The sequence below is a fragment of the Flavobacterium petrolei genome, from assembly GCF_003314435.2.
Classification (GTDB): Bacteria; Bacteroidota; Bacteroidia; order Flavobacteriales; family Flavobacteriaceae; genus Flavobacterium; species Flavobacterium petrolei.
Genome location: NZ_QNVY02000002.1, coordinates 446,584 through 460,735, shown reverse-complemented (window position 1 = coordinate 460,735; position 14,152 = coordinate 446,584). Strand labels below are relative to the sequence as shown.

Annotated in this window: 12 protein-coding genes; 7 read left to right on the top strand and 5 right to left on the bottom strand. The window is 33.0% G+C overall.

Features of this window, described 5'->3' with window-relative positions:
• Positions 1-56 precede the first annotated feature (56 nt).
• Entirely contained in the window at positions 57-1,382 is a 1,326-nt protein-coding gene (locus DR871_RS08530) for an MFS transporter (protein WP_113665678.1), read from the top strand.
• Between the two features lie 34 nt (positions 1,383-1,416).
• Here the strand turns inward: DR871_RS08530 and DR871_RS08525 are convergent, their stop codons facing one another.
• The 4 genes from DR871_RS08525 to DR871_RS08510 are packed head-to-tail and all read right to left on the bottom strand — an operon-like array spanning position 1,417 to position 4,300.
• Positions 1,417-2,151: a head GIN domain-containing protein gene (locus DR871_RS08525; protein WP_113665679.1), complete on the bottom strand. Its 735-nt coding sequence runs from the start codon at positions 2,149-2,151 to the stop codon at positions 1,417-1,419.
• 16 nt (positions 2,152-2,167) lie between these two features.
• On the bottom strand, positions 2,168-3,229 hold the full coding sequence (locus tag DR871_RS08520; protein WP_113665680.1) for a hypothetical protein: 1,062 nt from the start codon (positions 3,227-3,229) through the stop codon (positions 2,168-2,170).
• Positions 3,213-3,749, bottom strand: coding sequence for an anti-sigma factor (locus tag DR871_RS08515; protein WP_113665681.1), 537 nt, complete (start codon positions 3,747-3,749; stop codon positions 3,213-3,215). Before DR871_RS08515 ends, DR871_RS08520 begins: the two co-directional genes overlap by 17 nt.
• On the bottom strand, positions 3,746-4,300 hold the full coding sequence (locus tag DR871_RS08510; RefSeq protein ID WP_113665682.1) for an RNA polymerase sigma factor: 555 nt from the start codon (positions 4,298-4,300) through the stop codon (positions 3,746-3,748). The genes DR871_RS08515 and DR871_RS08510 overlap by 4 nt, the downstream gene beginning before the upstream one ends.
• Before the next feature lie 308 nt (positions 4,301-4,608).
• On the opposite strand from DR871_RS08510, the gene lon reads away from it, so the two are divergent.
• From lon to DR871_RS08490, 4 genes are all read left to right on the top strand, one after another.
• Positions 4,609-7,059, top strand: a complete 2,451-nt coding sequence (gene lon, locus DR871_RS08505) for an endopeptidase La (protein WP_113665683.1) — start codon at positions 4,609-4,611, stop codon at positions 7,057-7,059.
• Positions 7,060-7,228: 169 nt separating this feature from the next.
• On the top strand, positions 7,229-8,248 hold the full coding sequence (gene porQ / locus DR871_RS08500) for a type IX secretion system protein PorQ (RefSeq protein ID WP_113665684.1): 1,020 nt from the start codon (positions 7,229-7,231) through the stop codon (positions 8,246-8,248).
• 37 nt (positions 8,249-8,285) lie between these two features.
• Complete coding sequence (gene cmk / locus DR871_RS08495; protein WP_113665685.1) at positions 8,286-8,981, top strand: (d)CMP kinase; 696 nt, start codon at positions 8,286-8,288, stop codon at positions 8,979-8,981.
• Positions 8,982-9,056: 75 nt separating this feature from the next.
• Entirely contained in the window at positions 9,057-10,433 is a 1,377-nt protein-coding gene (locus tag DR871_RS08490) for a nucleoside permease (RefSeq protein ID WP_113665686.1), read from the top strand.
• Positions 10,434-10,488: 55 nt separating this feature from the next.
• Here DR871_RS08490 and DR871_RS08485 read toward each other — a convergent pair whose 3' ends face one another.
• Positions 10,489-11,088 carry a YdbT family protein gene (locus DR871_RS08485; protein WP_113665687.1) on the bottom strand — a complete coding sequence of 200 codons (600 nt, stop codon included), beginning with the start codon at positions 11,086-11,088 and terminating at the stop codon, positions 10,489-10,491.
• A gap of 305 nt (positions 11,089-11,393) precedes the next feature.
• Here DR871_RS08485 and rpsA point away from each other — a divergent pair, with 305 nt between their 5' ends.
• Both rpsA and DR871_RS08475 read left to right on the top strand, forming a co-directional pair.
• Positions 11,394-13,172, top strand: a complete 1,779-nt coding sequence (gene rpsA / locus DR871_RS08480) for a 30S ribosomal protein S1 (RefSeq protein ID WP_113665688.1) — start codon at positions 11,394-11,396, stop codon at positions 13,170-13,172.
• 228 nt (positions 13,173-13,400) lie between these two features.
• Positions 13,401-13,955 (top strand): fasciclin domain-containing protein, encoded by a 555-nt coding sequence (locus tag DR871_RS08475; protein ID WP_113665689.1) that lies wholly within the window; start codon positions 13,401-13,403, stop codon positions 13,953-13,955.
• Positions 13,956-14,152: the final 197 nt, after the last annotated feature.

The following is a 14,152-nucleotide window of genomic DNA, read 5'->3' as shown; positions in this document are numbered from 1 at the left end:
TTTTTTGAATTTTATCAATAAAAATTAAATAAATTCGCAGCATAAATTAAGTAAATATGGCAGATTTAGAAAAAGGGAGTAAAAAATTATTAAATGCTTGGGCTTTTTATGATTGGGCAAATTCAGTTTATACACTTACCATTGCATCTGCAGTATTTCCTATTTTTTATGAAGCCTTGTTTTCTGAGCGAAATCATTACATTGATGTTTTTGGCTTACATCTAAAAAATTCAGCTTTAATCAGTTTTGTTACCGCTTTTGCATTTTTATTAGTGGCTTTTATTTCTCCACTATTATCTGGTATTGCTGATTATGTTGGAGATAAAAAATCATTTATGAAATTCTTCTGTTATTTGGGAGCTTTGTCTTGCATGGGATTGTATTGGTTCAATCTTGACAATATATACCTTGGTTTAGCATTTTATTTTCTAGGATTGATTGGATATTGGGGCAGTTTAGTTTTTTATAATTCCTATCTACCAGATATTGCTTATGTGGAGCAACAAGATAAAATTAGCGCCAAAGGATATTCCTTAGGATATATAGGAAGTGTAATTTTATTGATTATCAATTTAGCGATGATTATGAAACCAAAGCTTTTTGGGATTTCTGGGACTGATGGTGAAGCAGCTATGAAAGCCATGCGATATTCCTTTGTAATGGTAGGTGTTTGGTGGGTTTTATTCAGTCAGTACACGTATTATTTTTTACCAAAAGGAAATAAAAACGCAAACAACAAAGTAACGCACCATGTTGTCTTGAATGGTTTTAAAGAGTTGAAAAAGGTATGGATTTTATTAAAAGAAAACGTTGCATTGAAACGATATTTAGGAGGTTTCTTTGTTTCGAGTATGGCAGTGCAAACTGTAATGCTTGTCGCTACTTACTTTGGTGCACAAGAAATTGCTTGGTCTTCTAAAGCGGAAAGTACAACGGGTTTAATTATTTGTATATTAATCATTCAATTAGTAGCTGTTCTCGGCGCAGTTCTAACTTCTAGAGCATCAGAAAAATTTGGTAATATTCCAACTTTGATTTTTATTAATTGTATTTGGGCAGTATTTTGTGCACTTGCATTTTTTATCACTTTACCCATACATTTTTATGTAATGGCGTCAATTGCAGGTTTGGTGATGGGAGGAATTCAGGCTTTATCGCGTTCTACTTATTCTAAACTATTGCCAGAAACGCAGGATACAGCTTCTTTTTTTAGTTTTTATGATGTTGCTGAAAAAATTGGAATCGTAATAGGAATGTTAGTCTACGGAATCATTGATCAGATTACTGGCAGCCCGAGACTTGCCATCGTATTTTTGGGAGTATTTTTTGTAATAGCCATTCTATTGCTGAAAAGAGTGCCAAAAAAAGGCGTTTTAAATTAATAAAACACCTTATTGTATAATGCTAAATTCGAAGTTAAGACTTTGAAATATTCCCTGATCCAGTCACTTTGGTATCTTTTTTCTTTGGATTGCCTTTGTATTCAATATCTCCAGAACCTGAAACTCTGGCATGAATGCTTTCACTGCAGAAAACAGTATTGTCTCCTGATCCAGAAACGGTCGCTGTTACGTTTTTAGCTTTTAAATTTGCGGCATCTATATCGCCTGATCCGTTTAAATTACTGTTTAAATTTACCGCTGTTCCAGTTATATTTAAGTCTCCTGAACCACTTAAATTGGCGTCAAGATCGTTTGCTTCTACTTCTAAATTCATGTCGCCTGAGCCAATTAGTTTAGCTGAAAATGATTTTGATTGGATGCGATTTTTAGTCAACACATCTCCGGAACCGGTCAAAGAAACTTGATTAATACTTTCGAAAGGAACAGTTATAATAATTTGTTTTCCTTTGCTGCTACTAATGTATTTGTTCTTTTCTGAATAAATTTTCAAAACTTGATTCGCAACTTCAATTTTGATGTAAGGCAGTAAATTTTCTTCTCCTTTTACAGTAATGTTTCCCTCATTTCCAGAAACTAATTCTACATCAAAAAAGCCTGTTACAGCAATTTCATCATACGAAGATGTCGTTCTTTTTTCAGATACAACGTTTCCGTTTCCATTTATTTTGGATTTAGAAGACCATTGTGCTTGGGCCATCGACGTGATTAATACTGCGCAACTGACAAATAATTGAATTGATTTTTTCATAAGTTTTGTTTTTAGGTTATTGGTTTTTAGTTAATATTACGTTTCCATAATCTGAAATTATATTCAAATTGTTAAGTCCTTTTTTCTTGTGAAAACCACTATATTTTTTTGAATTTGACACTTCTTCTTTAGAATCAATTTCTAAATCAGAATCATATTTAAAGTTTGCATATTTTAAAAGCACATTAAAATCAAAAGCAAAATTAGTGTGGTATCCAATGTTTATTCCCGTATAACCCGCCATTATAGTAACTGAATTTGCGTTTGCATTAATCGATTGAACGGTTAAAGAACTGTATTTTGTGTTCAGCTTTAAATAATCAAACACTTCTCCGATTTTTATCGTCAAGTAATTTCCTAATGCGTCTAAGGTTTTTACATTTTGAATTCTGATTTTCCCATATTTACTGTTGTATTTAATGGCATCACTTTGCTCAATTTCGATATCCGTGTAATCAGAAATTAAATCTAACTTAGTTGCCTCACCAATTTTTAGATTCGAATATTTTGCTGTTACCATTCCATTTTTTAGAAATGCAATGTTCGAATTAGAGCAATATTCCATTTCAAGTGTACTGTTTCCATACAATCTCCCCAAGATTACCTTTCCATATTTACATTTGATATCCGCTTCTGCATATAAATCAGAGGTACTGATATTGCCGTATTTGTTATTGAGTTTTACACTTCCATTTTTTGGAATTTTGAGGGTGTAATTTATTTCAAAATTATTGTTTTTACCGTGACCTTTGTAATTGGAATTTCCCAGAATTGTTTTGGCAGAAATCATTCCTTTCAAAGCGACTATATCAACAGCGATGGTTTCAATACGCTGGTTGACCCAATTTTCATTATCACCGCTAACTTTGATACTTATGTCAAGTTCAATTTTATCTTCGTTCCAAGTGGTTACTGAAATAGTGCCGTACGAATTGTCAATCGAAAGCGTTGCGTTAGGATTGACATAATACGCTTTTTTAATATTTTTTTCTTTCAAATGCAGGAAGTCATTGTCAATTGCATGTCCCAAAAATGGAATTAAAATAAATAAAATCAGTGTTTTACATTGTTTTTTCATCAGCTATGTTTATCTTTTGTTCCTTATTTTCAATATGTTGCAGTACGCTTTGCAAAAAAGAAATCCGCGTCTGAAGATTGCGGATCATTGCATAAATAATCTGTTTACTTTCTCCATTGGTTTCGAGTTCCTTAATTATTTTGTAGTAATCATTGTCCAATGTTCGCATTTGTTTGAGTGCATCAGCGATGATTTTTTCATTTTCAGGTGATTTTTTTTCTTTTATTTTTTCTAATTCCTTTTCGATTAAAATAGTAAAAATCGAATCCGTTTGTTTCGTTTCTTTTGATGCAAATTTTAATTCCTCAGTTTTTTTAGGAGTAGTATTGAAAATTGAAAGTCCTAATATAAGTACTATAGAAGCAGCGATTCCAATAGAAACAAAACGTTTCCAATTCGATTTCTTAGATTTTAATTTTTGTACAAATCGTTGCTCATGATTACTTTCAGGAGACTCGACATCCCATTGATTTTCAAATTTTTTAAATAATTGGTCTAGTTTTTTATTTTCCTTTTTCATATTTCCTCTAGTTTTTTTCGCAAACAGTCTTTGGCTCTGCTCAGTGTAGTTCTGCAATTGGCATAACTAATATTCAAAATTTCGCTAATTTCTTCTTGGTCGTATCCTTCAATGAAAAATAGTGTTAAAACCATTCTGTAATTGTATTTCAATGAAGTGATGGTGTCTAAAATTTGTTTTACTTTTAAATCTTTGAAAGAAGTGTTTTCTAAAATGCCATTTTCTGTTTCTTCGATTTTGTAAAGTGTAGCATCAAAATCTTCTGGTTTGAATTGGTTGTTCTTTTTATAAAAATCAATACTGCAATTCACCACAATTCTTTTTAGCCAAGCGCCAAAAGCAACTTCTTGCTTGTAATCATCTATTCGCGTGAATGCTTTTAAGAAACTTTCCTGCATTACATCCTCTGCAAAATGGCTGTCTTTTACGATTCGATGCGAGACATTATACATGGCTTTTGCATAACGATTGTAAATTTCGCATTGTGCTTTTTGATTTTTTTGCTTGCAGAGCAAAATCAATTCTTCGATATTATGTTGATTTACATTCAAACAGCTGCTAGTAATTTAATAGTAAGGACTTGTTAATTTTTTCTTTGTTACACTTTTATAAAAATAAAACTAAAATTTTCATTTGATTGCTCCTGCAGGGATTAATTTGTTGCAGTTTTAATGGTCAGCATTTTTACTTTCTGATGAAAAATAGGATAAAGATAGTTTCTTTTGGCACAAAGATTGACTCTTTTACCGTTATGCAAATTTTGAGGATTAAACATCGCTTTTATATAAAAAGACTATTTTGAAACCTTATATTTGCTTAAATAATGAATTTTTTAATGACAAAAAGACTTAAATAATATATGTCAAATCATAAAATACTTACTATTGACAATCTGTCACTTCAGGAATTTGATTCGGAAGCAGATTTAATTCCACTTTTGACTCCCGAGGACGAGGAGGAAATGAATAATGAGGCTTTACCGGAATTATTGGCTATTTTACCTTTGCGAAATATGGTTTTATTTCCTGGAGTTGTAATACCAATTACTGCGGGACGTGATAAATCAATTAAATTGATTAATGACGCCAATGCAGCTGGAAAAACGATTGGAGTTGTTGCTCAAATCAACGAAGAAGATGAAGATCCAACCAAAGATGATATTCATAAAATAGGTACAGTTGCCCGTATTTTGCGCGTGCTAAAAATGCCTGATGGGAATGTAACGGTAATTCTTCAAGGTAAAAAACGTTTCGAAATTGATGCTGTTATTGATGAAACGCCCTATATCACTGCGAAAATCAAGGAAGTTCCTGAAAAAAGACCAAAGAAAAATGATACTGAATTTGTAGCGATTCTGGATTCAATCAAAGAATTAGCGATTCAAATTATTAAAGAAAGTCCAAACATTCCCAGTGAAGCTACTTTTGCCATCAAGAATATTGAAAGCCAATCATTTTTAGTCAATTTTGTGACTTCTAATATGAATCTTTCTGTTAAAGAGAAACAAGACTTGTTAGCTATTAATGAATTGAAAGAAAGAGCTTTAGAGACGCTTCGTTATATGAATATTGAGTTGCAAAAACTCGAATTGAAAAATGATATTCAGTCCAAAGTTCGTTTCGATTTAGACCAACAACAACGTGAATATTTCTTGCACCAACAAATGAAAACCATTCAAGAAGAATTGGGTGGTGTTTCTCAGGAAGAGGAAATGGACGAAATGTTGCAAAAGTCTTTGACCAAAAAATGGGATGAGAAAACCAAAAAACATTTCGAAAAAGAATTGTCTAAAATGCGCCGCATGAATCCACAAGCGCCTGATTTTGGAATTCAAAGAAATTACTTAGAGTTGTTCTTGGAATTGCCTTGGAACGAATATTCTAAAGATAATTTTGATTTAAAAAGAGCTCAGAAAATATTGGACAGAGATCATTTTGGTCTTGAAGATGTTAAGAAAAGAATGATAGAACATTTGGCAGTTTTAAAATTGCGAAATGATATGAAATCCCCAATTATTTGTTTGACAGGACCTCCAGGAGTTGGTAAAACTTCAATTGGACGCTCTATTGCAGAAGCTTTGGGTAGAAAATATGTTAGAATTTCCCTTGGTGGATTGCGTGATGAAGCGGAAATTCGCGGACACAGAAAAACCTATATTGGTGCGATGCCAGGACGAATTATTCAAAGTTTGAAAAAAGCGGGAACTTCGAATCCAGTTTTTGTTTTGGATGAAATCGACAAACTATCTAACAGTAATCAAGGTGATCCATCTTCGGCTTTATTGGAAGTTTTAGATCCGGAGCAAAACAATTCGTTTTATGATAATTTCCTTGAAATGGGATATGATTTATCTAAAGTGATGTTTATTGCCACTTCTAATAATATGGCTGCCATCCAACCTGCGTTGAAAGACAGAATGGAAATCATCAAAATGTCAGGCTATACGATTGAAGAAAAGGTAGAAATTGCGCGTCAGCATTTGTTTCCAAGACAATTGAAAGAGCATGGTTTGACAACTAAAGATTTGACCATTGGAAAAAAACAATTGGAGAAAATTGTTGAAGGATACACCCGTGAATCTGGAGTTCGTGGTTTAGAAGCTAAAATTGCTCAAGTTATCCGTAACGCAGCCAAATCAGTTGCGATGGAAGAAGAATATAACAAGAAAGTTACAGATGAAGATATCATAAAAACACTTGGTGTTCCTAGATTAGAAAGAGATAAATATGAGAACAACGATGTTGCCGGAGTGGTAACTGGTTTGGCTTGGACCTCTGTTGGTGGTGACATTCTGTTCATAGAATCGTTGCTTTCTCCTGGAAAGGGAACCATGACTATTACTGGAAATTTAGGTACGGTCATGAAAGAATCTGCAACAATTGCTTTAGAATATATCAAGGCCAATGCAAAACTTTTAGGATTGGATTCTGAGATTCTTTCTAAATATAATATTCACTTGCACGTTCCGGAGGGAGCTACTCCAAAAGACGGTCCAAGTGCCGGAATTGCGATGTTAACTTCTTTGGTTTCTTTATTTACACAAAAACGTGTGAAGAAAAACTTGGCGATGACAGGAGAAATTACGTTGCGTGGAAAAGTATTACCAGTAGGCGGAATCAAAGAAAAAATATTGGCAGCAAAAAGAGCGAATATTAAAGAAATTATTCTGTGTCACGAAAATAAGAGTGATATTGATGAAATAAAACCTGAATATTTGGAAGGACTTTCTTTTCACTATGTAAAAGAAATGAGCGAAGTATTAAAATTTGCTTTGACAGATCAAAATGTAAAAAACGCCAAGGATTTGTAATAAGTTACAACTCCTAAATACAAAAAATCCAAATTTCAAAACTTGATTTTCAAGAGATGGAATTTGGATTTTTTATTTGCAATTACGAGTTTCAAAGTTGCCATTTATTGTATTTATAATTTTATCTTCGCAGTTGCGTTTTTATTTTATACCAACTGCAATTTAAAGCATGTTAAAAAAACTTCTACTATACTGTTTCCTTATTATTTGTGCTGTTACTTACAGTCAAATAGGAGGAAAGTATACCTATCAGTTTTTGAATTTAGTGACTTCGCCAAGACAAGCAGCTTTGGGAGGAAAAGTAATCACGATTTATGATGATGACGTCAATCAGGTTCATTTTAATCCGGCAACCATAAATGCGGAAATGGACAACCATCTGGCTTTGAATTATGGCAGTTATTATAAAGAAGTTACTTACGGAACGGCTTCTTACGCCTATACATACGACCAGCATTTGCAAACTTTTCAGGTTGGAGTAAATTATGTCAACTATGGCAATTTTGAAGGTTTTGATGAAAACGGTCAGCCCACATCTGAATTTACAGGAAGCGAAATAGCCCTTTCGTTTGGGTATGCTTACAATATTCCGTATACCGATATTCATATAGGAGCCAGTGCAAAACTGATTTCTTCCAGTTTGGAAACCTACCATTCTTTTGGAGGAGCGCTTGATATTGGGGCTTTGTTTATTGATGAAAGAAATGATGTCAACTGGGCGTTGGCTATTCGGAATATAGGAACTCAGTTTTCAACTTATAATGGCACGAATGAGAAACTGCCGCTTGAAATCATTGCAGGAGTGTCACAAGAATTGGAAAACGTTCCTATTCGGTGGCATCTTACATTAGAAAATTTGCAGCAATGGAATATCGCTTTTTCGAATCCAGCCAGAGCAGAATCCTCTTTTGATGGTGAATCCACCGAAGAAAAAGTGTCCTTCGTGAATAATGCTTTGCGGCACGTAATTGTGGGTGTAGAACTTTTTCCGAAAAAAGCATTTAACCTGCGAGTGGGATATAATTTTAGAAGAGCAGAGGAATTACGCCTTGTAGAACAAAGGAATTTTTCCGGAGTTTCATTGGGTTTCGGACTCAAATTAAATAAACTGAAATTCAATTATTCATATTCCAGATACACATTAGCTGGAAATACTAGTTTATTTGGGCTGACAGTTAATTTCCAATAATAATTTTGATATAACATAGAACTTTAAATTTTACATTTTGAATAAAAAAATTACTATCGCTATTGACGGTTTTTCCTCTACGGGGAAAAGTACATTGGCTAAACAACTTGCGAATCATTTAGGATATATTTATGTAGACACGGGAGCGATGTATCGTGCCGTAACTTTATTTGCGATGCAAAATGGTTATATAAATGCGGAATCTTTTGATAAACAAACCTTGATTACTAGTTTACCAAATATAAAATTGCAATTCAAATTCAATGCTGATTTAGGTTTTGGCGAAATGTATTTGAATGGGGTAAACGTTGAAACTGAAATCAGGACGATTGAAGTTTCTAGTTTTGTGAGTAAAGTAGCTGAAGTTTCTGAAGTTCGTGCCAAATTAGTGGAACAGCAAAAAGAAATGGGAAAAGACAAAGCAATTGTAATGGATGGAAGGGATATTGGTACAGTAGTTTTTCCAGATGCGGAGCTAAAAATATTCATGACCGCAAGTGCAACTACAAGAGCACAAAGACGTTATGATGAACTGGTTGCAAAAGGCGATGCGGTCACATTTGAAGAAGTTCTCAAAAATGTGGAAGAGCGCGATTATATTGATACGCACCGCAAGGATTCTCCATTAGTTATGGCTGAAGATGCGATGGAAATTGATAATTCACATTTGAATCGTAAGGAACAATTTGATCTTGTTTTAGAATTGGTAAATGAAATTACTAAAACGATATAATTATTTGCAGATCTCATTTTTAATAGTAGATTTACGCCCTGTTAATTTTTAAAAAAACAAATAACAATTCATCTCATGGGAATTAAAAATAGATTGGTAATAATGAGCTTTCTTCAGTTTTTTGTTTGGGGAGCTTGGTTGATTACCATTGCGAATTATTGGTTTGGCACCAAGAATTGGGAAGGAACGCAGTTTGGGTTGGTTTTTGGAACAATGGGAATTGCTTCCTTATTTATGCCGACACTAACGGGAATTATCGCTGATAGATGGGTAAATGCTGAAAAATTATACGGAATACTTCATATTTTATATGCTGCAGTTCTATTTTATATGCCACAAGTTTCCACTCCGGAAACCTTTATTTACATTATGCTTTTGGCAATGTGTTTTTATATGCCAACGATTGCTTTGAGCAATTCAATATCGTATACGGCATTAAAATTAAACAATAAAGATGTAATAAAAAATTTTCCACCCATTCGCGTTTGGGGAACAGTTGGGTTTATTGTAGCGATGTGGATTACCAATTTAACTGGAAATAAAGCAACTGAATATCAGTTTTATATAGCAGGTTTAGCCGCTATAGTTCTAGGGATTTATTCTTTTACTTTACCAAAATGTAAACCCCAGCGCTTATCGAAAGAGAATGCTTCTGTTATGGAAACATTAGGATTAGAGTCTTTCAAGTTATTTGCTGATTATAAAATGGCTTTGTTTTTTGTTTTTTCTATGTTTTTAGGAGGGGCGCTGCAATTGACAAATGCGTACGGAGATGTTTTCTTGGATGAATTTAAACATTTTCCAAAATATGCGGATTCTTTCGTAGTAGAATATTCAACGATTATCATGTCTATTTCTCAAATATCGGAGACTTTATTTATTCTTGCAATTCCTTTCTTTTTAAGACGTTTTGGAATCAAACAAGTTATGTTGATTAGTATGTTGGCTTGGGTATTGCGTTTTGGATTGTTTGCTTACGGAAATCCTACAAGCGGATTATGGATGATTATTATGTCTTGCGTGGTGTACGGAATGGCATTTGATTTCTTTAATATCTCAGGATCATTATTTGTGGAAACGAATACAGATCCAAAAAATCGTTCTTCAGCACAAGGTTTGTTTATGATGATGACCAATGGTTTTGGAGCGGTTTTGGGAAGTTTTACTTCCGGATGGGCAATTGATAAGTATTTTACAAAATCATTTAATAATACTACTGAGTTAGCTGGTTTTTTGGAAACAGAAACTACAAATTCAAAAATGCTAGAATTTGTAACTGGTCAAGGGAATGTAATAGGAGCTGATGGATTGTTCAGCAAAGTAGTTTTAATGAAAGACTGGCACACGATTTGGCTGGCTTTTGCAATTTACGCGCTGATAATTGCGGTTGCATTTGCTGTTTTGTTCAAGCACAAACACAATCCAGAAGATGTAGAGCAAATTAGCCACTAGAATAGAAAAAAAACCGATTGTAATAGCGCCATCGGTTTTTTTTTGAATTAGATAATCATTTGTTTAATGAATTCTTGAAGGATTGGATATTGTAATCACTTTCAAAATCAAGGATCATTAAAACCTCTGCTAATGTTATTATCTTTTTTTGTATTAATGTTTTTAAAAAAGGATATATTGACTCATGTTGTGTATCATATTCTTGTTTGAAAAAGATTTTATTTTTCACACCATTTTGTAAGCCATATTCAATCCAATTATTTGTTCCGTTTGATGCTACTGGATTTAAATTAGGACCGCGAAGATTAGCCCTATGATAGAGTTCACCGGTAAAATCCCCTACAGATAGTTTAATTGATTGAATTTTTGAAAGACTAATTTTGGTGTTATTTACTACAAGAAAATCTTTTTCAAAAAGTATGGACCCTTCTAATTTTCCTTTTATAGGCTTTATTCTATATGTTCTGGAAACACCTAAATACAGGTAAATAAATATAAAAACAACTAATATTACATTAATTATACCATGGTATGGTTGCACACGTAAATTTAAAAACAAGATGATAAATACTGCCAAAAGTGGATAGTAAGTTAAGTTAGTGCCTAGTATAAATTTACCATTATTAGGAATGAAAATTTGAAACGAATTGTACATAAATCTTGTTTTTTTCTTACAAATATATACAATTAGCGAAAAATAGCACTAGTTAAGGTGATAACCTCGAAGTGCAATATTAGCGGGAACGGTATCTACCGATAAACCCTTGTATTTTGCTCTTGATTTTCAAATAATTATCTGAGCTTTAAAATTTTGCCATTAAATATAAATGTGTTACTTTTGCAGTCCTTTTGGTGAATAAGAGTTTCCTTTGGGGTTCAATTAATTATACAAACAACTTCTGCTGTTTTCTGGCACATTAAGAAACTCGAGAGAATACAGAATACAAATTTTTAATCAGCATGTCTGAACAAGTAAAATCACAAGAAGAGTTTTTAGCAAATTTTAACTGGCACAATTTCGAAGAAGGTATTGATGCTGTTGATGAGAAAAACTTATTAGAATTCGAAGAACTAGTTTCAAAAACATTTATCGCTACTGATCAAGAAGAAGTGGTTGATGGTACAGTTGTTAGAATTACAGATAGAGACGTTATCGTTGATATCAACGCAAAATCGGAAGGTGTTATTTCATTGAACGAATTCCGTTACAACCCAAACTTAAAAGTAGGTGATACTGTTGAAGTATTAATTGACATCCGTGAGGACAAAACTGGTCAATTAGTTTTATCTCACAGAAAAGCACGTACTATCAAATCATGGGATAGAGTTATTTCGGCTAACGAAACAGGAGAAATCGTTAATGGTTTTGTAAAATGCAGAACTAAAGGTGGTATGATTGTTGACGTTTTCGGAATTGAAGCTTTCTTACCAGGATCTCAAATTGATGTTAAACCAATTAGAGATTACGATGTATATGTAAACAAAATGATGGAATTCAAAGTGGTAAAAATCAACCACGAATTCAAAAATGTTGTTGTTTCTCATAAAGCGCTTATTGAAGCGGATATCGAAATCCAGAAAAAAGAAATCATCGGTCAATTACAAAAAGGACAAGTATTAGAAGGTGTTGTTAAAAACATTACTTCTTATGGTGTCTTTATTGACTTAGGTGGAGTTGATGGATTGATTCACATTACTGACCTTTCTTGGTCAAGAATCAACCACCCATCTGAAGTTCTTGAATTAGATCAAAAATTAAACGTTGTAATCCTTGATTTCGATGACGAAAAAACAAGAATACAATTAGGATTGAAACAATTAAATGCTCACCCTTGGGATGCTCTAGATGCTAAATTAGCAATTGGAGACAAAGTAAAAGGTAAAGTAGTTGTAATCGCTGATTACGGTGCTTTCATCGAAGTTGCTGAAGGTGTTGAAGGTTTGATCCACGTTTCTGAAATGTCTTGGTCTACTCATTTACGTTCTGCTCAAGATTTCGTAAAAGTAGGTGATGTTGTTGAAGCAGTTATCTTAACTTTAGACAGAGATGACCGTAAAATGTCATTAGGTATCAAACAATTGTCTCAAGATCCTTGGACTGATATCACTTCTAAATATCCTGTAGGTTCTAAACATTCAGGTATCGTTAGAAACTTTACAAACTTTGGTATTTTCGTAGAATTAGAAGAAGGAATTGATGGATTAATTTACATCTCTGACTTATCTTGGACTAAGAAAATCAAACACCCATCTGAATTTGTAAATGTTGGTGAAAAATTAGACGTAGTAGTATTAGAATTAGATGTTGATGGACGTAAATTATCTTTAGGTCACAAACAAACTACTGCTAATCCTTGGGATCAGTATGAAGATTCATTCGCTGTAGGAACTATCCACAATGGTGAAATTTCTGAAATCGTTGACAAAGGAGCTACTGTAGAATTCGGAGATGATATCGTTGCTTTCATTCCTACTCGTCACCTTGAAAAAGAAGACGGAAAGAAATTGAAAAAAGGTGATTCAGCTGATTTCAAAGTAATCGAATTCAACAAAGAATTTAAAAGAGTAGTTGCATCTCACACTGCTATCTTCCGTGAAGAAGAAGAGAAAAATGTGAAAACAGCTACTGAAAACACTTCATCTAACTCATCTACAAATGCACCAGCTGCAACTTTAGGTGATAACAATGATATGTTAGCTGCATTGAAAGCTAAAATGGAAAAATCAGAGAAAAAATAATTTCTTGAAATTTTTTGAATATAGAAAGCCTCGCAATTTGCGAGGCTTTTTTTTGTTTAAAAGTTTTAGCAGTAGAACATTTTTACTTTATATCATTTTCACAATAGTAAAAAAAAGTAGCTTTCAAATAGTTTAAAATCAGTATTTTAAAAAATATTTTAATTTTTTTAAAACCAAAAGTGCTTATAGTGCGTAAATGCTTTTATATAACTTAAAAAAATAGATTTTATGAAAACTAGAAAATTTTTATCGATTGCATTATTTACGGTAGTATTAGGAGCAACTTCTTTCGCTCAAAAAACAGTAATGGTTGGTGGTGCTGCGATGTATCCGTCTAAAAACATTGTTGAGAACGCAGTAAATTCCAAAGATCACACCACTTTAGTTGCTGCAGTAAAAGCGGCTGGTTTAGTTGAAACCTTACAAAGTAAAGGACCGTTCACCGTTTTTGCCCCAACAAATGCCGCATTTGATAAATTGCCTAAAGGAACAGTAGAAACATTATTGATGCCAGAAAACATGAAAATGTTACAAACAATTCTTACCTATCATGTTGTTGCAGGTAAAATGAACGCTTCGGATATCGCTAAAGCTATTAAAAAGGGCAATGGAAAAGCTACAATGAAAACAGTAAGCGGTGGTACTTTGACTGCTTGGATGAAAGGAAAAGATTTATACATCACTGATGAAAATGGTGGAAAATCTAAAGTAACAATTGCTGATGTTAACCAATCTAACGGTGTGATTCACGTTGTTGACGCTGTTGTATTACCAAAAAAATAATTTTTTATAGAGGTTGAAATTTGTTAATCTTTAGAGCCTTGTAATTATTTGCAGGGCTCTTTTGTATTATGTAAAGTCCTTATTCTAATTTAGGAAGCAGAATATTAAGTAATATGCTTATTATTCAAAAACTAAAGGGATTTTAATTTTAGAAAAAAGTATGTAAAAATCGTATGAAAATGTTTATTTTTGGTAAA